At 60.2% G+C, this 19,676-nt stretch carries 17 protein-coding genes; 8 read left to right on the top strand and 9 right to left on the bottom strand.

The features are described from left to right. Positions 1-120: 120 nt before the first annotated feature. The 7 genes from FQ192_RS22955 to FQ192_RS22925 all read left to right on the top strand — a co-directional run bounded on the left by FQ192_RS22955 (position 121) and on the right by FQ192_RS22925 (position 5,717). Complete coding sequence (locus tag FQ192_RS22955; protein WP_149660584.1) at positions 121-1,110, top strand: alpha/beta fold hydrolase; 990 nt, start codon at positions 121-123, stop codon at positions 1,108-1,110. Positions 1,111-1,231: 121 nt separating this feature from the next. Continuing rightward, entirely contained in the window at positions 1,232-1,723 is a 492-nt protein-coding gene (gene rraA, locus FQ192_RS22950) for a ribonuclease E activity regulator RraA (RefSeq protein ID WP_123512128.1), read from the top strand. A 39-nt stretch (positions 1,724-1,762) separates the two neighbouring features. Continuing rightward, entirely contained in the window at positions 1,763-2,758 is a 996-nt protein-coding gene (locus tag FQ192_RS22945; protein WP_149660583.1) for a zinc transporter ZntB, read from the top strand. Positions 2,759-2,821: 63 nt separating this feature from the next. After that, positions 2,822-3,070: a hypothetical protein gene (locus tag FQ192_RS22940; protein ID WP_008146303.1), complete on the top strand. Its 249-nt coding sequence runs from the start codon at positions 2,822-2,824 to the stop codon at positions 3,068-3,070. A gap of 2 nt (positions 3,071-3,072) precedes the next feature. Next, positions 3,073-3,897: a mechanosensitive ion channel domain-containing protein gene (locus FQ192_RS22935; protein ID WP_149660582.1), complete on the top strand. Its 825-nt coding sequence runs from the start codon at positions 3,073-3,075 to the stop codon at positions 3,895-3,897. Positions 3,898-3,984: 87 nt separating this feature from the next. Continuing rightward, on the top strand, positions 3,985-4,575 hold the full coding sequence (gene sigX / locus FQ192_RS22930) for an RNA polymerase sigma factor SigX (protein WP_054054007.1): 591 nt from the start codon (positions 3,985-3,987) through the stop codon (positions 4,573-4,575). A gap of 107 nt (positions 4,576-4,682) precedes the next feature. Beyond that, positions 4,683-5,717 carry an OmpA family protein gene (locus FQ192_RS22925; RefSeq protein ID WP_149660581.1) on the top strand — a complete coding sequence of 345 codons (1,035 nt, stop codon included), beginning with the start codon at positions 4,683-4,685 and terminating at the stop codon, positions 5,715-5,717. Between the two features lie 113 nt (positions 5,718-5,830). Here FQ192_RS22925 and cobA read toward each other — a convergent pair whose 3' ends face one another. The 8 genes from cobA to FQ192_RS22880 form a co-directional block, all read right to left on the bottom strand. Continuing rightward, a complete protein-coding gene (cobA, locus tag FQ192_RS22920; RefSeq protein ID WP_149660580.1) occupies positions 5,831-6,598 on the bottom strand; it encodes a uroporphyrinogen-III C-methyltransferase in 768 nt (255 codons plus the stop codon). 10 nt (positions 6,599-6,608) lie between these two features. Continuing rightward, a complete protein-coding gene (locus FQ192_RS22915) occupies positions 6,609-9,326 on the bottom strand; it encodes a nitrate reductase (RefSeq protein ID WP_149660579.1) in 2,718 nt (905 codons plus the stop codon). Next, on the bottom strand, positions 9,326-9,643 hold the full coding sequence (gene nirD / locus FQ192_RS22910) for a nitrite reductase small subunit NirD (protein WP_149660578.1): 318 nt from the start codon (positions 9,641-9,643) through the stop codon (positions 9,326-9,328). Before nirD ends, FQ192_RS22915 begins: the two co-directional genes overlap by 1 nt. Further along, complete coding sequence (gene nirB, locus FQ192_RS22905; RefSeq protein WP_149660577.1) at positions 9,640-12,093, bottom strand: nitrite reductase large subunit NirB; 2,454 nt, start codon at positions 12,091-12,093, stop codon at positions 9,640-9,642. The genes nirD and nirB overlap by 4 nt, the downstream gene beginning before the upstream one ends. A gap of 328 nt (positions 12,094-12,421) precedes the next feature. After that, positions 12,422-14,095, bottom strand: a complete 1,674-nt coding sequence (locus tag FQ192_RS22900; RefSeq protein WP_149660576.1) for a bifunctional protein-serine/threonine kinase/phosphatase — start codon at positions 14,093-14,095, stop codon at positions 12,422-12,424. 7 nt (positions 14,096-14,102) lie between these two features. Continuing rightward, entirely contained in the window at positions 14,103-15,314 is a 1,212-nt protein-coding gene (locus FQ192_RS22895; RefSeq protein WP_149660575.1) for a NarK/NasA family nitrate transporter, read from the bottom strand. A 348-nt stretch (positions 15,315-15,662) separates the two neighbouring features. Further along, positions 15,663-16,238 carry an ANTAR domain-containing response regulator gene (locus FQ192_RS22885; RefSeq protein WP_149660573.1) on the bottom strand — a complete coding sequence of 192 codons (576 nt, stop codon included), beginning with the start codon at positions 16,236-16,238 and terminating at the stop codon, positions 15,663-15,665. A 15-nt stretch (positions 16,239-16,253) separates the two neighbouring features. Beyond that, positions 16,254-17,465 (bottom strand): CmpA/NrtA family ABC transporter substrate-binding protein, encoded by a 1,212-nt coding sequence (locus FQ192_RS22880; RefSeq protein WP_149660572.1) that lies wholly within the window; start codon positions 17,463-17,465, stop codon positions 16,254-16,256. 230 nt (positions 17,466-17,695) lie between these two features. Here FQ192_RS22880 and FQ192_RS22875 point away from each other — a divergent pair, with 230 nt between their 5' ends. Further along, the gene (locus tag FQ192_RS22875) at positions 17,696-18,715 is read left to right on the top strand and encodes a quinone-dependent dihydroorotate dehydrogenase (protein WP_149660571.1); all 1,020 of its coding nucleotides are present in this window, start codon (positions 17,696-17,698) and stop codon (positions 18,713-18,715) included. A 322-nt stretch (positions 18,716-19,037) separates the two neighbouring features. On the opposite strand, the gene rmf is transcribed toward FQ192_RS22875, so the two are convergent. Then, complete coding sequence (gene rmf, locus FQ192_RS22865) at positions 19,038-19,253, bottom strand: ribosome modulation factor (protein WP_003223300.1); 216 nt, start codon at positions 19,251-19,253, stop codon at positions 19,038-19,040. Positions 19,254-19,676: the final 423 nt, after the last annotated feature.

Below are 19,676 nucleotides of genomic sequence, written 5' to 3'. Positions count from 1 at the left end.
CGATGGCATCTTCAAAATCGCCATCGCCAGCAAGCTGTGCGCCTACAAGGGGTAGCCGTTTTTTGAGATTGAAGTAGGGCGGGCTCCTCTGGATGCCGCCCTTTTTTGTGCAAGAGCATTATGCAAAGCAGCAGCAACCTATTTCCTGTCGCCCTGATCAGCGCCGAGCGGCGCGGCGATCTGAGCGAAGACGTGTATCGATTGAAACCCGGCAACAGCCCCGACGGCACCGTCGAGCTGGCAGTGACACGCCTGGGCATGGCGGACGGCCCGGACACGCGCGGCGTTCCGGTGATTTTGCTGCACGGCAGCTTTTCCAATCGCAGGTTCTGGTTTTCCCCCAAAGGCCTGGGTCTGGGCGCCTATCTGACGCGCCTGGGATTCGATGTGTGGATCCCGGAGATGCGCGGTCACGGCTTGTCCCAACGCAATCAGAACTACCGCAAGAACCGCGTCTCGGACTACGCCCGTTACGATCTGCCGGCCATTGGTGCATTCGTGCGCGAGCAAAGTGGCCAAGTCCCGCACTGGATCGGTCATTCCCTCGGCGGCATTACCCTGGCCGCCGCGTTGGGCGGTCAGTACATCGGCGAACCAGTGGTGGCCTCGGCGGCGTTTTTCGGTACGCAGGTCAGCCGCACTTATTGGCCGCTGAAAATTCCGCCGGTGGAGTGGAGCGGGCGTTTTATTCTCAAGCGCTTTGCCCAGTTGTCCGGTTCACGGCTCAAGCGCGGCCCGGAGGACGAGCCGATTGGCCTGGCCCTGGAAAGCATGCGCTGGTATGGCCTGTTCGGACGCTTTGGCGATGCTGACAAGGATTGGTGGGGCGGTCTGGCCGAGGTTGAGCTGCCAGTACTGGCCGTGAGCGCGGCCGGTGACCATCAGGACCCGGCCTGGGCTTGCCGCAAGCTGTTTGATCAGCTCGGTTCCGAGCACAAGCAGTTCATCAACCTGGGGCGCGAGCAGGGTTTCAGTGACAATTTCGGTCACGTTGAAATGCTGATCAGCAAAGCCGCCCAAGCCGAAGTCTGGCCATTGGTCGCGCGCTGGCTGGCCGATCAACAGACGCCGTTGTTGGGCGAAAAGCCGGATTTGGCCACGGCGGTCTGAGCCCAGTGCTCTAACAAGGGCATTTCGCTCCGGTCGGCTTGCGGCTAAGATATGACGCATTGAGCTTTTTTGGTCACTTTGCGACATCCTCGATTGTCTTCCTCTTTACAGGAGTTTCTCGATGAACCATTACGTTACGCCTGACCTGTGCGACGCCTATCCAGAATTGGTACAGGTGCTGGAACCGATGTTCAGCAATTTCGGCGGCCGTGATTCCTTCGGCGGCGAAATCGTGACCATCAAGTGCTTCGAAGACAACTCGCGGGTTAAAGAGCAAGTCGAACTCCAGGGTGATGGCAAGGTGTTGGTGGTCGACGGTGGCGGTTCCCTGCGTCATGCGTTGCTGGGTGACATGCTGGCCGAGAAAGCCTCGAAAAACGGTTGGGCAGGGCTGGTGATCTACGGGTGCATCCGCGACGTCGATATCCTCGCGCAGACCGATCTGGGTGTGCAGGCCCTCGCGAGCCATCCGAGAAAATCCGACAGGCGCGGGCTTGGTGACATTAACGTTCCGGTGACCTTCGCCGGCGTGACCTTCCATCCAGGCCATTACATTTATGCGGACAACAACGGCGTGATCATCTCGCCAAGCCCGCTGAAGATGCCTGAATAACGCGTCGATGCCCATTTTCGTGGCAAGCATGGAGTGAGGATGTTCGAGGAAGAAAACGCGCAGTGGGGGCTGGTGCATGCCCTGGTGCTGGATGGAAAAGGTGGTGCGCGTTCGATAGCCCGGACTGAACTCGACGAATTGCAGCTGCAGGCCCATGAGAGCCTGTGGCTGCATTGGGATCGCAGTCACCCGCAAACCCAGACCTGGCTGCGTAAATCCAGCGGTCTGAGCGAATTCACCTGCGATCTGCTGCTTGAAGAAAACACCCGTCCGCGTCTTCTACAGCTTTCCGACAGCGAGCTGCTGCTATTTTTGCGCGGTGTGAACCTCAATCCTGGCGCCGAGCCTGAGGATATGGTTTCGGTGCGCATCTTCGCTTCGGCCCAGCGGGTGATTTCTCTGCGTTTGCGTCCGTTGCGCGCCACCGATGAGTTGCTGGTGCAGCTTGCGGAAGGCAAGGGGCCGAAAACCGCCTCCGAACTCATCCTTTATATGGCTCAGAACCTCACCAACAAGGTGCAGGATCTGGTCGCTTGCCTCTCGGAAGTGGTCGATGAGGAAGAAGAAAAACTGGATGCCGACGAACGGTATACACCCGAGCATGGTTCCATTTTGCAGATCCGTCGCAGGGCGGCCGGGCTGAAACGTTTCCTGGCCCCGCAACGGGATATTTTCGGACAACTGACGCGGATAAAACTGCCCTGGTTTGTCGAAGATGACGGCGATTACTGGAACGAATTGAACAACAGTCTGACCCGCTATCTCGAGGAGCTGGAATTGACCCGGGAGCGGGTGGGGCTGGTCCTGGAGGCCGAAGACCGGCGTTTGAGCGTGCGCATGAACCGCACGATGTACCGCTTCGGGATCATCACCGGGATCTTTTTGCCGATGAGTTTTCTGACCGGTCTTTTGGGGATAAACGTCGGTGGCATTCCGTTCTCCGCCAGCCCTTATGGGTTCCTGATTGCGTGCCTGATGATGGTGTCGGTGGCGCTCGGGCAGTGGTGGTTATTCCGACGTTTGCGCTGGGTGTGATGATGAGCCATGTGACCCGGGCAAAATTGATCGCGTCTTTCACAGACATCACGAGAGGTGCGTATGCACGATCCGTTTGAACAGTCTTTGCGTGACATGCTCAAGGCATCTCCGTCCACTCGGGACGACGATGCGTGCCTTGGTCGTGTCCTGAAAACCGCCAACCGGCAGGTCGGCGCCGGCGATCTGTTCAGCCTGCTGGGCCGCTGGCTGCCCGCGCTGATGATTGCCTTGAACAATGGATCGGCCCACGTCGCGCCGGTCTCCCGCCACCGTAAACCTACCGTTCGCACTGCTGATAAGGCTGATTGAATATGGAACTTGATCTCTGGACTCAGAGCCTCGTCACAGCAATGACTGCGTTGTGGACCAAGATTGCGAATTTTATTCCGAACCTCTTCGGGGCACTGGTTGTCCTACTGCTGGGTTTTGTCGTCGCCAAGCTTCTGGACACCTTGCTCTCAAAATTGCTCGCCAAACTGGGCCTTGATCGCCTGATGGGCGGCACCGGTTTGACCAAGTTGCTGTCCCGTGCCGGGCTTCAGGTGCCTATTTCAACCCTGATCGGCAAAATCGTTTATTGGTTTGTTTTGCTTATTTTCCTGGTTTCTGCCGCAGAATCCCTTGGACTTGAGCGAGTTTCAGCTACGCTGGATATGCTTGCGCTGTATTTGCCGAAAGTATTTGGCGCCGCGCTGGTGTTGTTGGTAGGTGTGTTGCTGGCGCAATTGGCCAATGGGCTGGTGCGCGGGGCGGCAGAAGGGGTAGGGCTGGATTACGCGTCGGGCCTGGGGCGGATTGCCCAAGGCCTGGTGATTATCATCAGCCTCTCGGTTGCGATCAGCCAGTTGGAGGTCAAGACTGACCTGCTCAACCATGTGATTGTGATCGTTTTGATTACCGTTGGTCTGGCGGTTGCGCTGGCCATGGGCTTGGGAAGCCGGGAAATTGCCGGTCAGATTCTTGCGGGAATCTATGTGCGTGAGTTGTATCAGGTTGGGCAACAAGTGCGTGTTGGCGAGGTCGAAGGTCAGATCGAAGAGATCGGCACGGTTAAAACCACATTGCTGACCGACGAGGGTGAGCTAGTCTCTCTCTCCAATCGGATCCTCCTGGAGCAGCATGTGAGTAGCCGCTAACCCGGCAAACCCTGCTAATGTATGCCGCCGCAAAGTGCCCTGTAAGGGCTGCGGCGGACATTGACCTGACTGTCGGCCCGACTTGTTTTGAATAAAGCTCAATCGCTCTCCACGCGCTACGACCCCCGCGAGCTCTCTGATGAGGAGTTGGTCGCGCGCTCGCATACCGAGCTGTTTCACGTAACACGCGCCTATGAAGAACTGATGCGGCGTTACCAACGAACATTATTTAACGTCTGTGCGCGGTATCTTGGGAACGATCGCGACGCAGACGATGTCTGTCAGGAAGTGATGTTGAAGGTGTTGTACGGCCTGAAGAACTTCGAGGGGAAATCGAAGTTCAAGACGTGGCTCTACAGCATCACGTACAACGAATGCATCACACAGTATCGGAAAGAACGGCGAAAGCGTCGCTTGATGGACGCGTTGAGTCTGGACCCCCTCGAGGAAGCGTCTGAAGAAAAGGCGCCGAAACCCGAGGATAAGGGTGGACTTGATCGCTGGCTGGTGTATGTGAACCCGATTGACCGTGAAATTCTGGTGCTACGATTTGTCGCAGAGCTGGAGTTTCAGGAGATCGCAGACATCATGCATATGGGCTTGAGTGCGACAAAAATGCGTTACAAACGTGCTCTAGATAAATTGCGTGAGAAATTTGCGGGCGTTGCTGAAACTTAGTTCAGCGCAAATATCTCTTACGTGTAGGCAAGTTCTGATAGACTTGCCGCCGAGTTGTCCCCCGGTTTGCGGGACTGCTTCACAATCACCAGATGGGGATTTAACGGATGAAACTGAAAAACACCTTGGGCTTTGCCATTGGTTCTCTTATTGCCGCTACTTCGTTCGGCGCGCTGGCACAAGGCCAAGGCGCAGTTGAAATCGAAGGCTTCGCTAAGAAAGAACAATTCGACAGCGCTCGTAACTTCAAGAACAACGGCAACCTGTTCGGCGGTTCGGTTGGTTACTTCCTGACCGACGACGTTGAACTGCGTCTGGGCTACGACGAAGTGCACAACGTGCGTTCCGACGACGGCCGTAACATCAAGGGCGCCAACACCGCTCTGGACGCTCTGTACCACTTCAACAACCCGGGCGACATGCTGCGTCCGTACGTATCGGCTGGCTTCTCCGATCAGAGCATCGGTCAGAACGGCTCCGGCGGTCGTAACCGTTCCACCTTCGCCAACGTTGGCGGCGGTGCCAAGCTGTACTTCACTGACAACTTCTACGCTCGTGCCGGCGTTGAAGCTCAGTACAACATCGACCAGGGCGACACCGAGTGGGCTCCAAGCGTCGGTATCGGTGTGAACTTCGGTGGCGGCTCCAAGCCTGCTGCTGCTCCAGTTCCAGCACCAGCTGAAGTCTGCTCCGACAGCGACAACGATGGCGTTTGCGACAACGTTGACAAGTGCCCGGACACCCCAGCCAACGTAACTGTTGACGCTGACGGCTGCCCAGCAGTTGCTGAAGTTGTTCGTGTTGAGCTGGACGTGAAATTCGACTTCGACAAGTCGGTAGTCAAGCCTAACAGCTACGGCGACATCAAAAACCTCGCTGATTTCATGAAACAGTACCCATCCACCACCACTACTGTTGAAGGTCACACTGACTCCGTCGGTCCTGACGCTTACAACCAGAAACTGTCCGAGCGTCGTGCAAACGCCGTGAAACAAGTTCTGACCAACCAGTACGGTGTTGAATCGTCCCGCGTTCAGTCTGTTGGCTACGGCGAATCCCGCCCAGTTGCTGACAACAAAACTGAAGCTGGTCGCGCTGTAAACCGTCGCGTAGAAGCGCAGGTTGAAGCTAAAGCTAAGTAATTAGCCCGCAGCTCAGGAAAAGCCCGGCTTAGGCCGGGCTTTTCTTTGCCTGCGATTTGAGTTTCCGCTTGGGTTCGTCGTCGCTTTTAAAAGATCGCAGCCTGCGCCAGCTCCTACAGAGCGGTATGCCGAACCCATGCAGGAGCTGCCAAAGGCTGCGATCTTTTGATCTGATCACCGGCCGCCACCGCACCAATCACCAGTATCGCTGGGCTCTTGAGCTCGAAGCTGTGGGCATCCTCTTCCATGGCTGTCAGATCGCTCCGACATTCGCGCTGCTGTGGCAGTGAAGCGTTTTCAATCATCGCCACCGGCGTATCCGCTGCCATGCCACCGGCCAGCAGTTGCTCGCGGATCTCACTCAGCTTCGCCACGCCCATGTAAATCACCAGTGTCGTGCCACCCTGGGCCAAGGCTCGCCAGTTCAGGCTGCTGTCGTCCTGAGTGTGGGCGGTGACCAGTGTCACGCCGCGTGCCACGCCGCGCAGGGTCAAGGGGATATCACATTGCGTCGCCCCCGCCAGTCCGGCGGTGATGCCATTGACCAACTCGACCTCCACCCCGCGCTCGCGCAGCCACTGCGCTTCTTCGCCGCCGCGGCCAAAAATGCATGGATCACCGCCCTTGAGTCGCACCACGCACTTGCCGTGGCGGGCATAACGCAGCATCAACCGATGAATGAAGGCCTGAGGCGTCGAGCGACAGCCGCCGCGCTTGCCAACCGCAATGATCCGCGCACCCGGGCAGTGCTCCAGCACTGCTTCGTTGACCAGGTCATCGATCAGCACCACATCCGCTTCCCTCAAGGCCCGAACCGCTTTGAGGGTCAGTAATTCAGGGTCGCCGGGACCCGCACCCACCAGCCAGACTTTTGCGCTCATCGTATTTTCCTCACGAGATAACGGCGACTGGCTGCGCAGTGGCAGCCAGCAGACGCTTGATTTCCGGGACGCAGGAACCGCATTGCGTGCCACAGCCCAGTTCTTGTTTCAGGCCCTGCAGATCCAGGCCACGGCTGATGCCGGCGCAGACCGCGCTTTGGCTGACATTTTTGCAGTTGCACAGGGTTTTGTGGCCGGCGGCCGGCGCGTCGACGTTGCCCGGCGGCGCGCTCAATGGCGCCAGCAGCCAACGCCGCAATTGTTCGTCGGCCCGACCTTCGAGCCAGAGGCTTTGCAGCCAGTGCTGGGCGAGGGTTTCACCCGCCAGGCGAATCGCGGTGATCCGGCCGTTCTCGATGCGCACCCGTTTGCCGATGGCGCGCCGAGGATCGTCGTAAGCCAAAACAGGCCCGTCGTTAAGCCCAAGACACTGATCGATATCACGCAGCAATTGCGCATCGGGCGGCGTGGCGCTGGCAGCGCGTATCAGCAGCGCCGGGCGCTCACGGCCGGCCAGACTGAGGCTGACGTAGGAAAACGCCTCACAGAGGGGGCGTAGCGTCTCGAAATGTTGTTGAACATCGCCCTCGATCAAGGCGAAAAGGTGCCAGGGCAGTTGCACCGGTTCCAGGCGCACGCCGCTGTGTTTGAGTTCCGGTTGTTTCGACAAGGGGTCGAATGCCGGCTGAGTGATCCCGTTGACGCCACCCTTGAGAAAACGGTCGCCCCAATGCATGGGCAGAAACGCCTGCCCCGGACGCACGCTGTCGTCACTGCCGACGGCCACGATCACCGCGCCACGACGGCTTTTCAGGCTGACCAGATCACCGGGTTGCAGTCGATGCCGGCGCAGTTCATCCGGGTGCAGGCTCAACACGGCTTCGCTGACATGACCGAACAATTGCGCGGCGGTGCCGGTTCGGCTCATGCCGTGCCATTGATCGCGCAGGCGGCCGGTGATCAAGGTCAGCGGGAAACGCGCATCGCGCTGCTCCTTGGCGGCACGGTACGGGTCGGCGATGAACTGCGCACGACCGCTGGCGGTCGGGAATACCCCGTCCAGGTACAGCCGCGCCGTGCCTTCGCTGGCGCCGGTGGGGAAGGGCCATTGCTGCGGACCGAGCCGATCCAGCAGCGCGTGGCTGATGCCGGACAAGTCCAGATCCCGGCCTTGGGTCAGTTGCTTGTACTCATCGAATACCTGGGCCGCCGTATCAAAGGCAAACAGACCCGGTTGTGCAGGGCGCAGACGTTTCTCCAGGCGTTGTGCGAAATCCACTGTGATTGCCCAATCCGACCGCGCTTCACCGGGTGGGCGAATGGCCTGGCGGACGTGGGAAATTCGCCGCTCGGAATTGGTCACCGTGCCGTCCTTCTCCCCCCAGCTCGCGGCGGGCAGCAGCAGGTCGGCGAACGCCGCGGTTTCGGTGGTGCGAAAGGCTTCCTGCAACACCACGAACGGGCAGGCCTCCAACGCTGCGCGTACGGCAGTCTGGTCCGGCAAGGATTGCGCGGGGTTGGTGCAGGCGATCCACAGCGCCTTGATCTGGCCACTGCGCACCTGTTCGAACAACTCGATCGCCGTAAGCCCGGTGTTCTCGGGCAATTGTTCAACCCCCCAGTACGTCGCCACTTCGGCACGGTGCTCGGCATTGGCAGCTTCACGATGACCCGGCAGCAGGTTCGACAAGCTGCCGGTTTCCCGCCCGCCCATGGCATTCGGCTGACCGGTCAGGGAGAAAGGTCCTGCGCCGGGACGACCGATTTGCCCGGTGGCCAAGTGCAGATTGATCAGTGCGCTGTTCTTCGCGCTGCCAGCGGTGGATTGATTCAGCCCCATGCACCACAGCGACAGAAAGCTCGGCGAAGTGCCGACCCATTCGGCGCACTGCTGCAGTTGCTCAATGCCAATCCCGCACAGTTGCGAAACCATTTGCGGGGTGTAATCACGTACCAGGTTTTTCAGCTCCGCCAGGCCTTCGGTGTGGGCCTTGATGAAGTCGCGATCGACCCAGTCTTCCCACAACAGCAGGTGCAAAATCCCATGGAACAACGCGACATCGGTGCCCGGCAAAATCGCCAGGTGCAGGTCAGCCAGATCGCAAGTGTCGGTACGACGTGGGTCGATGACGATGACTTTCATCAGCGGGCGGCGGGATTTGGCTTCTTCCAGGCGTCGGAACAGGACCGGGTGGGCGTAGGCCATGTTACTGCCGACGATCATCACGCAATCGCTCAGCTCCAGGTCTTCGTAGCTGCACGGCGGCGCATCGGCGCCCAGGCTGCGCTTGTAGCCGACCACTGCCGACGACATGCACAGCCGTGAATTGCTATCGATGTTGTTAGTGCCCACCAGCGCCCGCGCCAGTTTGTTGAAGGCGTAGTAGTCCTCGGTCAGCAACTGCCCGGAAATGTAGAACGCCACGCTGTCCGGGCCGTGTTCGGCGATCGTTTCAGCAAACACTTGGGCGGCGTGATCGAGGGCGGTGTCCCAGTCGGTGCGGCCACGGGCCAGGCCTTTGCCCAGGCGCAGTTCCGGGTACAGCGCCCGGGCGGCGAGGTCGCCGGTCAGGTGCAGGGTGGAACCTTTGCTGCACAATTTGCCGAAGTTGGCCGGGTGCGCCGGATCGCCGCTGACGCCAAGGATACGCTCGCCGTCATGCTCGATCAGCACACCGCAACCGACCCCGCAGTAGCAGCAGGTCGAGGCGGTGATTTGGCGGTTCATCAGCCTGCATCCCGCAGCGACAGCAGCACCCGACCATTTTCCACCCGCGCCGGATGGTGATGGGCGCAGCCAACATCCGGCGCCTGGGCTTCACCGCTTTGCAGGTCGATCTGCCAGTTGTGTAACGGGCAGGCGACGCGTTTGCCGTAGATCAAGCCCTGGGACAACGGCCCGCCCTTGTGCGGGCAGCGGTCATCGAGTGCGAAAACCTCATCGTCGCTGGTACGAAAAATCGCGATGTCACCTTTCGGCCCGGCGATGATCCGCGAGCCGAGGGTATTGATCTCTTCCAGTGCGCAGATATCCAGCCAGTTCATGCCAGCACCTCCAGGTTTTTTACGGGGATGACGTCGAATTCCTTTTTCAGAAGCGGCTGTTCCAGGCGTTCTTTCCACGGGTCCTGTTCGAACGACAGGGAGAATTGCAGGCGATCATTCAGTGCCTTGCGCCGTTCCGGGTCTTCCAGCACGGCTTTCTTGATGTGTTCCATGCCGACTCGTTGCAGGTAGTGCACGGTGCGTTCGAGGTAGAAAGCTTCCTCCCGATACAGCTGTAGGAAAGCGCCGTTGTATTCGCGCACTTCTTCCGCGGTTTTCAGCTTGACGAAGAATTCGGCGACTTCGGTCTTGATCCCGCCGTTACCGCCGATGTACATCTCCCAGCCCGAGTCCACGCCGATAATTCCTACGTCCTTGATCCCCGCTTCCGAACAGTTGCGCGGGCAACCGGAGACGGCCAGTTTCACTTTGTGTGGCGACCACATGTTGAACAGGTCGTGCTCGAGTTCGATGCCCAGTTGCGTCGAATTCTGCGTACCGAAGCGGCAAAACTCACTGCCGACGCAGGTTTTCACGGTGCGGATGGATTTGCCGTAGGCGTGGCCGGACGGCATGTCCAGGTCTTTCCAGACCCCCGGCAGGTCCTGCTTCTTGATCCCCAGCAAGTCGATGCGCTGGCCGCCCGTGACCTTGACCATCGGCACGTTGTACTTGTCGGCGACGTCGGCAATCCGCCGTAACTCCGACGGATTGGTCACACCGCCCCACATCCGCGGGACCACCGAGTAGGTGCCGTCTTTCTGAATGTTGGCGTGGGCCCGTTCGTTGATCAGTCGCGATTGCGGGTCGTCCTTGGCTTCGCCTGGCCAGGTGGAAATCAGGTAATAGTTGAGCGCCGGGCGACAGGTGGCGCAGCCGTTGGGTGTGCGCCAGTTCAGGTAGCTCATGGTGGTGGCGATGGTCAGCAGATGTTGTTCGCGGATGGCCTGGCGAATCTGCCCGTGATTGAGGTCGCTGCAGCCGCAGATGGCTTTTTCGCTTTTCGGTTTGACGTCCGCTGCGCCGCCGACGGTGTTGATCAGGATCTGCTCGACGAGGCCAGCGCAGGAACCGCAGGAACTGGCAGCCTTGGTGTGTTTTTTTACGTCGTCGACGCTGAACAACCCATGTTCCTGAATCGCCTTGACGATGGTGCCTTTGCACACGCCGTTGCAGCCGCAGACTTCGGCGGTGTCGGCCATGCTCATGGCTTTGTCCTGGCCCTGATGTCCTACGTCGCCGAGTGCGTTTTCGCCAAACATCAGGTGATCGCGGATCTCACCGATGGCGTGATTCTCACGGATTTGTCGGAAATACCAACCGCCATCTGCCGTATCGCCGTACAGACAGGCGCCGACCAGCACGTCATCCTTGATCACCAGTTTTTTGTAGACCCCGCCGATCGGGTCGGACAGGGTGATGGTCTCGGTGCCTTCGCCGCCCATGAAGTCGCCGGCGGAGAACAGGTCGATGCCGGTGACTTTCAATTTGGTTGAGGTCACCGAGCCTTTGTAGGTGGCGAAGCCCAGCTGTGCGAGGTGGTTGGCGCAGACCTTGGCCTGTTCGAACAACGGCGCGACCAGGCCGTAGGCGATGCCACGGTGGCTGGCGCATTCACCGATCGCATAGATGCGCGGGTCGTAGGTTTGCAGGGTGTCGTTGACCAGAATGCCGCGGTTGCACGGGATGCCGGATTTTTCCGCGAGTTCGGTGTTGGGGCGAATCCCGGCGGCCATCACCACCAGGTCGGCGGGAATGATGTCGCCGTTCTTGAACTGCACCGAGCCGACCCGGCCATTGCCGGCATCGTGCAGGGCCTGGGTCTGTTCGCAGAGGCGAAAATGCAGGCCACGGACTTCGAGAGCGGTTTGCAGCAATTGGCCGCTGGTTTTGTCCAGTTGCCGTTCCATCAACCATTCGCCGATGTGCACCACGGTGACGTGCATGCCGCGCAACATCAGGCCATTGGCGGCTTCCAGGCCCAGCAGGCCGCCGCCGATCACCACGGCGTGCTTGTGGGTTTTCGCGGTGTTGATCATCGCCTGGGTGTCGGCGATGTCACGGTAGCCGATCACGCCGTGCAAGGTGTTGCCGGGGATCGGCAGGATGAACGGGGTCGAGCCGGTGGCGATCAGCAGGCGATCGTACTCGGCTTCGGTGCCGTCTTCGGCGATCACCCGGCGCTTGATCCGGTCGATCTCCACCACTTTGCGGTTGAGCAGCAATTTGATGTTGTTGCTCAGGTACCAGTCGAGATCGTTGAGCACGATCTCTTCGAAGGTCTGTTCACCAGCCAGCACCGGCGAGAGCAGGATGCGGTTGTAGTTGGTGTGGGGTTCGGCGCCGAAGACTGTGATGTCGTACAGCTCGTTGCTCAGCTTGAGCAGTTCCTCCAGGGTACGAACCCCGGCCATGCCGTTGCCGATCATCACCAGTTTTAGTTTTTTCATCAGGTTCTCCGGGAGCTCAGACTCGCCTCATCAGGGCTTTCAGGTCGTGCTCGACAAATTTCGCGCAAACAAAAAAAGGCGTCCCGCTAGTTGCCTAGCGAGGACGCCTTTGTCCTGGTCCCGTTCTCTCGGGAAGCACAACCTTCGTCGTTGAAGGCTGGGCTTTATGTATGGTGGGAAAGGTAATGCAGTGGTTGTGCCAAGTCGTTCAAGGCTTAGTTTGGCCGGGCTCATGATGGGGGGGCAGGATCAAAATCTATAGTTGTGCACCGATTCGAGGCGAATCGCCCGGTCCTGGGGCAAATGAAACGTGTGGCGAGGGATCGAGTCAGGATGAGTGCAATGCCAGAACCAGCAACAGCACATTCACCCCCAACGACATCAGCGCCAATGTCCGCCAAACCTTCAACGGCTCACGCTCCAGCAATGGCCGGGGACGCACACTCAAACTCCGCCGCTCCCCCTGTTCCAGCAACAACAACCATTCTTCCGCCGTTTCAAAACGCTGCTGCGGATCAACCGCGACCGACCGCTCCAGACTCAAAGCGATCCACTCCGGCAGGTCCGGCCGATAGCGACTGGCACTGACCGGCACACCAAAGCGCGGGCGCTGAAAGGCTTCGATTTCACCATAGGGATAATGCCCGGTCAGCAGGAAATACAGGGTCACGCCGACCGCATACAAATCCTGTTGCGGCGTTGGCGCAACCCCGTGAAACGCTTCCGGCGCGATATGGCTCGGCGTGCCCGGCAGGGCGGAGGGCTGGTCTTCGGACAGGCCAGGGCAGTAGGCGAGGCCGAAGTCCAGCAAGCGCAGCTCACCGTCGTCCCCCAGCAGCAAGTTCTCCGGCTTGATGTCGCGATGCAGGATCTGTCGTCGATGCAGCATCCCAACCGCCCGCAATAGGCGCTCGGCCACATCCAGCCACTGGGGCAGCGGCAAGGGGCCGACATCGGCGTACAACTGCGCCAATGTCGATCCGGAATATTCCCGCATCACGTAGTACAAATGCTGACGCTGACTGGCGGCATGGACTTCAGGAAAATGCCGCCCGGCCACCCGTTTGAGAAACCATTCCTCCGACAGCAATGCCTGCCCGGCCAGGTGATCGTCGTGCAAATGCCCGGGCAGGGTTTTCAGCAGCCAGGGTTGTTGTTGCCCGTCCCGCACCCGATACAGCAGCGATTGCTGGCTCTGCCCAAGAAGGCATTCCACCTGCCAGCCTTCAAAGGATTGCCCCGGTTTCAGCGCGGGCGGCAGGGGCCATTGCTGCAAATGAATCAGCGCATCGCCAATGCTCGTTTCACCGAGGGCATCGACCCGCACCAGCAAGGCGCTGGCGTTGTCCTGGCTGCCGGCCAGGTGCGCGGCGTTGACCAGGGTCTTGGCGGCGCTATCAAGATCGGGTTGGTCGCGCAGAATCGCCGCAATGGCGGTTTCACCCAGCACCGCCCAGACCCCATCGCTGAGCAGTACGAAACGCTCATCCAGACGAAGTTCGCCATCGAGAAAATCCAGTACCAGATGCTGATCCAGGCCGAGGGCGCGCTTGAGCACATGTTGCATGCCTTGCTGCTCCCAGACGTGATCCTCGCTGATCCGCTGCAACTGATCGGCGTGCCAGCGATACACCCGACAATCTCCCACATGAGCCAAGGTAAAACGCCTGCCGCGCATGACCAAAGCACTGACGGTGGTGAGCAGCGGCTGCCCACCGCCGTTAGCCTGTAACCAGCGATTCTGTGCGGATAACAGGCGATCCAATGCCTGGGCCACGCCCCAGGTTTCCGGGGTGGCGTAGTAGTCCAGCGCCAATGCCTGCAAGGTCGAACGGGCGGCGAGGCCGCCGTCGGCGCATTGGCTGACACCGTCGGCGATGGCAAACAGATAACCCTTGCTCGCCGCCAGCGCCGGGGCCGGCGTGACCAGGCGCAGGGCGTCTTGATTTTCCGCGCGGGGGCCGATGGCGCTGGCTTCGGCGAAGCTCAGTTGCAGGCTCATGGAAGCCTCAGACCCGCGCCGCCGTGACGGCGGCCGAACCCCAGGTGGTTCTCCAGCGGCGTTTCACACCGTACAAACCGAACCAGGCCAGCACGCCGAGGCTGGCGAACAACCACAAGGCCAGTTGATAGCTGCCGGTGCTCTGCTTGATTGCGCCCATGCCCGCCGCGAGGGCGAAGCCGCCGATGCCGCCGGCCATGCCGATCAACCCGGTCATCACGCCGATCTCCCGACGAAAACGCTGTGGCACCAGTTGGAACACCGCGCCGTTACCGGCCCCCAACCCGAGCATGGTGCAGACGAAAAGTGCCAATGCCGCGTAGGAACTCGGCAAATTGAACCCGACGGCCGCAATGCAGATCGCCGCCACCGTGTACATGCCCAGCAAGGTGCGAATGCCGCCAAAACGATCCGCCAAAGCGCCGCCTAATGGCCGCATCAAACTGCCGCCGAACACGCAGGCGGCGGTGTAGTAACCGGCGGTGACCGGGCTCAGGCCATATTGGTCGTTGAAATAGCCGGGCAGGGCGCTGGCCAGGCCAATGAAGCCACCGAAGGTCACGCTGTAGAAAAACATGAACCACCAACTGTCACGGTCGCCAAGGGCCTTGAGGTAGTCGGCCATGGACTTGGCTTTCGGCCGTTCCGGAGCGTTTTTCGCCAGCCATGCGAACACGATCAGGGTCAGGATCAACGGGATCAGGGCGAAGCCGAACACGTTGCTCCAGCCGAACGCGGCCGCCAGCACCGGGGCGATCAGCGCCGCGAGAACCGTGCCCGAGTTACCGGCCCCGGCGATGCCCATGGCCTTGCCTTGATGCTGCGGCGGATACCATTGCGACGCCAGCGGCAAGGCGACGGCGAAGGACGCCCCGGCCATGCCGAGGAACAGGCCGAGCACCAGCGCCTGTTCGTAGCTGTGGATCCCGAGTTTCCAGGCACCGAACAGTGCACAGATCACGATGACCTGGCCGATGATGCCGGCGGTTTTCGGTGACAGGCGATCCGCCAGCAGGCCCATCACAAAGCGCAACACCGCGCCGGCCAGAATTGGCGTGGCCACCACCATCCCGCGCTGTTGGGTGGTCAGGTGCAGGTCGGCGGCGATCTGCACCGCCAGTGGGCCGAGCAGGTACCAGACCATGAAGCTCAGGTCGAAATAGAGGAAGGCCGCAAACAATGTCGGGGTATGGCCGGATTTCCAGAAGCTTGAATTCATCGCGCACCTCAGCTGTTAAGCGTCTCGAGAAGGAGTCATGAGCTTGCAGGTGGGGCGCCGCCACGGCCGCACCACCGGCCCCGGTCTCTGGGGCCAAAACGAAAAAACGCCGCCACCGGATCCGCCATGGGCGAATGAGGTGAGCGACGTCTTTGTCGTAGGTGGGGCAACCGCCGTTGGTTACCTGTACAGATTACTTAGCGAGATCTGTGCCAACAGCCGGGACCGAGTCGCGGCCATTCGCGGGCAAGCCTCGGGCAAGCCTCGCTCCTACAGGACTTCGGCGAATTCAAATGCTGTGAACGACACAAACCCTGTAGGAGCGAGGCTTGCCCGCGAAGGCGTCCTTCAGCCGAGCAACTCACTCATGGCAATAATCTGCTCCGCCACCTGAATCAACTTCTGCTGGCGGCTCATGGCCTGGCGCCGCATCAGGGTGTAGGCCTCTTCCTCGCCGCAGTCCTTCATCTTCATCAACAAGCCTTTCGCCAGTTCAATGCGCTTACGCTCGGCCAGTTGCTGATCCCGTGCATGAAGCTGGGCGCGCAGGGCCTGGTCGCTTTCGAAACGGGCCATGGCCACGTCGAGAATCGGCTGCAAGCGTTGTGCGTGAATGCCTTCGACGATGTAGGCACTGACCCCGGACTTGATCGCCTGGCGCATCACACCGGGGTCGTGTTCGTCGGTGAACATCACGATGGGCCGGGGTTGATCACGCGTGACCAATACCACTTGCTCCATCACATCGCGGCTCGGTGACTCGGTATCGATCAGGATTACGTCCGGGCGCACCGTTTCGACGCGTGTGGGCAGGTCGATGGTCAGGCCGGATTCGTCGATCACCTCGAACCCGGCCTCGGTCAGGGCGGCTTTCAGTCGTCCGACTTTCTTGGCCGTGTCGTTGATCAGCAGGATACGCAACATATTCGCAGTCTCCCGTCAGCGGCTGGCGAGCAATGGCGAGCTGTCGCTCATGGCGTGCAGTGTGAAGCCTCGGGCATAGCCGGCCGGGTCTGAGCCGTCCCAGACTTTGCCGTCGATCAACTGACTGCTGCGCATCTCCTGACCCCAGGCCGCAACGCCGACTGCCGTCGCCGCCTCGCGATAGAGATCCAGTTGCTGGACCTTGCGCGCGACGCCGAGGTAATCCGGATCTTCACGCAGCAAACCCCAACGGCGGAACTGGGTCATGAACCACATGCCGTCGGACAGGTAAGGCAAATTGACCTCGCCGCCACCATGGAAGCGCAGAGCGTGCGGGTCTTGCCAGCGATGGCCCAGGCCATCGGCGTAATCCCCCAGCAGACGCGGTTCGATGCAATCCAGCGGCGCATCGAGGTACTCGGGCGCGCTCAACAATTGCGCAGTACTGCGGCGGTTTTCGGGGCTTTCCTCAATGAAACGGCTGGCTTCGAGGATCGCCATCACCAGCGCCCGGGCGGTGTTGGGGTATTGCTCGACAAAGGCGCGGGTGCAGCCGAGGACTTTTTCCGGGTGGTCGGGCCAAATGGTCTGGGTCGTCGAAATGGTAAACCCGAGATCCTGTTTAACCGCGCTGGCGCACCACGGCTCGCCGACGCAGAAACCGTCAATCCGCCCGGCTTGCAGGTGCGCGACCATTTGCGGCGGTGGCACCACCACGCTGTCGACATCCTGCAACGGATGAATGCCCTGGCTCGCCAGCCAGTAATACAGCCACATGGCATGGGTGCCGGTCGGGAAGGTCTGGGCGAACGTCAGTTTTGGACGAGTTTGGTGCACGTGCCGGTGCAGTGCTTCAGGACCGGTCACGCCCAGCGCTTGCAAGCCGTGGGACAGGTTGATGCTCTGGCCGTTCTGATTCAGGCCCATCAGCACGGCCATGTCGGTGGGGGCAACGCCGCCGATGCCCAGGTGCACGGCGTAGATCAGGCCGTAGAGGCTGTGGGCGGCGTCGAGTTCGCCGCTGACCAGTTTGTCCCGCAGGTTGGCCCAGGATGACTGGCGTTTGAGGTTGAGGGTCAGGCCATAGGGTTGGGCGAAACCCTGGGTGGCGGCGACCACTACCGAGGCGCAGTCGCTCAGGGCCATGAATCCTACGTTGATCGCGGATTTTTCCGGGGCATCGCTGCCGTTGACCCAGGCCAACGGGCCGACTGTGGTTTCATTCATCGCTAAACACCTTGCAAAAAAAAGCGTCGCCCCAGGCCCCCGCGTGAGCAGAACCGGGTGACGACGCCATCGTCTGTCGACTCATCCCGTCGTTGGCATGAGTGCTGATGCCTTTGTCGGTGCAAGGCATATGCCATCGAGCGTTGATTTGCGTGTGCGCCTCGCTTGCGACCCCGATGCCCGGCTATAATCGCCGCCTCATTTCGCCGCCATTCGAGTCAAACCCGCCCATGTACACCCTGGCCCGTCAGCTGTTGTTCAAACTTTCCCCGGAAACCTCCCACGATCTGTCCCTGGACCTGATCGGCGCGGGCGGGCGTTTGGGCCTCAACGGTTTGCTGTGCAAGGCGCCGGCGAAAGTGCCGGTGAAGGTCATGGGCCTGGAGTTCCCGAACCCGGTGGGTCTGGCGGCCGGCCTGGACAAGAACGGCGCGGCCATCGACGGTTTTGCCCAGTTGGGTTTCGGTTTTGTTGAAATCGGCACCATCACCCCGCGTGCGCAGCCGGGTAACCCGAAACCACGGATTTTCCGCCTGCCGGACGCCGAGGCGATCATCAACCGCATGGGGTTCAACAACCTCGGCGTCGATCACCTGCTGGCCCGTGTTGCCGCCGCCAAATACAAGGGCGTGCTGGGCATCAACATCGGCAAGAACTTCGATACGCCGGTTGAGCGTGCGGTTGACGACTACCTGATCTGCCTGGACAAGGTCTACGCCCACGCCAGCTATGTGACGGTCAACGTCAGCTCGCCGAACACCCCGGGCCTGCGCAGCCTGCAGTTCGGTGATTCGCTCAAGCAATTGCTCGCCGACCTGGCCCAGCGCCGGGCCGAACTGGCCTTGCGCCACGGCAAACATGTACCGCTGGCGATCAAGATCGCACCGGACATGACCGACGAAGAAACCGCGCAGGTGGCACAAGCGCTGATCGAAACCGGGATGGACGCGGTGATCGCCACCAACACCACCCTGAGCCGGGTTGGCGTCGAAGGCCTGGAGCATGGCGACGAGGCGGGCGGCCTGTCCGGCGCGCCGGTTCGCGACAAGAGCACCCATACCGTGAAGGTGTTGGCGGCAGAGTTGGCCGGCCGTTTGCCGATCATCGCCGTGGGTGGTATCACCGAAGGCAAGCACGCGGCTGAGAAAATCGCGGCGGGTGCGAGCCTGGTGCAGCTGTATTCGGGCTTCATCTATAAAGGCCCGGCGCTGATTCGTGAGTCGGTCGACGCCATTGCCGCTCTGCGCTGAACCTCGGTGGGAGCGGGCTTTTGTGGCGAGGGGGCTTGCTTGTGGCGAGGGAGCTTGCTCCCGCTGGGCTGCGCAGCAGCCCCAACCCGGTCAACGCGGTATGTCAGGCAAAACGCGGTGGCAGGGTTTACGACTGCTGCGCAGCCGAGCGGGAGCAAGCTCCCTCGCCACAAAAGCAGTTCGCAGCAATTTTGTGTATCAGGCAGGCATAAAAAAGGGCACCTCGAAGGTGCCCCTGGGCCGAAGCCCGCCGTCCGGATGGGACGTGCGTGGTTAAGGTGTTACGTAATCAGGTGATTGTGTTGCAGTGTCAGGCCCTTTGTTAGCCAACGGCGTGAAGTTCGTTGAGTCTATGGATTCCCGCAGTGCCGGTCATACCGTCCCAGTTGTCGCCGCGTCCTTCGCGCCAGCCGTTAATCCAGGCTTGGCGTACCGACGGTAGAGTAAATGGGCAAAGCTCACGGGATTTGCCACCAACGCCATATTGATATCCGCGCAAAAATGCTCTTTCCAACGGATCACGCTTAAGTCTTCTCATAGGGTGTTGCCCTCACTTGTTGACTGTATTTATCGCGTCGACCTCAATCGAGGTCTGGCAGAAATTCTCTGCCGTTGGCGGCTCGCTGCCGGCGTCGCGAGCCAAGGTGTTGACGCCGTTGCGACGTCAACCTGTGTTGAGTTCTAACCAATAGGTCACATCGAGGGAATGATCGTTTTGTCATAAGAACGTAACCATAAAGATGGTATGGCCATAAGTAACACGATGTTTGTCCCGTGTTTATTGGTCAAACCCCGGTATGATCAGCCCCGCGCTGTATGACGGGGTAATCCTTTAGTGAGAATGACCCACGTTTGCGCTGGGGTACTATTCGACGAAGGGTCGCTTTATGACATTTTGTTGCTTCAACTATTTTATCTGCCCTGACATCTAAGCTCTTTTAACCCGAGCAGTCAGGGTGGG

The sequence above is a fragment of the Pseudomonas sp. ANT_J12 genome, from assembly GCF_008370045.1.
Taxonomy (GTDB): domain Bacteria; phylum Pseudomonadota; class Gammaproteobacteria; order Pseudomonadales; family Pseudomonadaceae; genus Aquipseudomonas.
The sequence above is the reverse complement of the archived record's forward strand: the minus strand, read 5'-3'. Positions and strand labels throughout refer to the sequence as shown.

Coding starts and splice junctions, on each gene's coding strand:
- FQ192_RS22895 (WP_149660575.1), bottom strand. CDS start 15,314: ATGAATTCAAGCTTCTGGAAATCCGGCCATACCCCGACATTGTTTGCG.
- FQ192_RS22900 (WP_149660576.1), bottom strand. CDS start 14,095: ATGAGCCTGCAACTGAGCTTCGCCGAAGCCAGCGCCATCGGCCCCCGC.
- FQ192_RS22945 (WP_149660583.1), top strand. CDS start 1,763: ATGTTCGAGGAAGAAAACGCGCAGTGGGGGCTGGTGCATGCCCTGGTG.
- rraA (WP_123512128.1), top strand. CDS start 1,232: ATGAACCATTACGTTACGCCTGACCTGTGCGACGCCTATCCAGAATTG.
- nirB (WP_149660577.1), bottom strand. CDS start 12,093: ATGAAAAAACTAAAACTGGTGATGATCGGCAACGGCATGGCCGGGGTT.
- FQ192_RS22875 (WP_149660571.1), top strand. CDS start 17,696: ATGTACACCCTGGCCCGTCAGCTGTTGTTCAAACTTTCCCCGGAAACC.
- FQ192_RS22935 (WP_149660582.1), top strand. CDS start 3,073: ATGGAACTTGATCTCTGGACTCAGAGCCTCGTCACAGCAATGACTGCG.
- FQ192_RS22925 (WP_149660581.1), top strand. CDS start 4,683: ATGAAACTGAAAAACACCTTGGGCTTTGCCATTGGTTCTCTTATTGCC.
- FQ192_RS22955 (WP_149660584.1), top strand. CDS start 121: ATGCAAAGCAGCAGCAACCTATTTCCTGTCGCCCTGATCAGCGCCGAG.
- rmf (WP_003223300.1), bottom strand. CDS start 19,253: ATGAGAAGACTTAAGCGTGATCCGTTGGAAAGAGCATTTTTGCGCGGA.
- nirD (WP_149660578.1), bottom strand. CDS start 9,643: ATGAACTGGCTGGATATCTGCGCACTGGAAGAGATCAATACCCTCGGC.
- FQ192_RS22915 (WP_149660579.1), bottom strand. CDS start 9,326: ATGAACCGCCAAATCACCGCCTCGACCTGCTGCTACTGCGGGGTCGGT.
- FQ192_RS22940 (WP_008146303.1), top strand. CDS start 2,822: ATGCACGATCCGTTTGAACAGTCTTTGCGTGACATGCTCAAGGCATCT.
- FQ192_RS22885 (WP_149660573.1), bottom strand. CDS start 16,238: ATGTTGCGTATCCTGCTGATCAACGACACGGCCAAGAAAGTCGGACGA.
- FQ192_RS22880 (WP_149660572.1), bottom strand. CDS start 17,465: ATGAATGAAACCACAGTCGGCCCGTTGGCCTGGGTCAACGGCAGCGAT.
- cobA (WP_149660580.1), bottom strand. CDS start 6,598: ATGAGCGCAAAAGTCTGGCTGGTGGGTGCGGGTCCCGGCGACCCTGAA.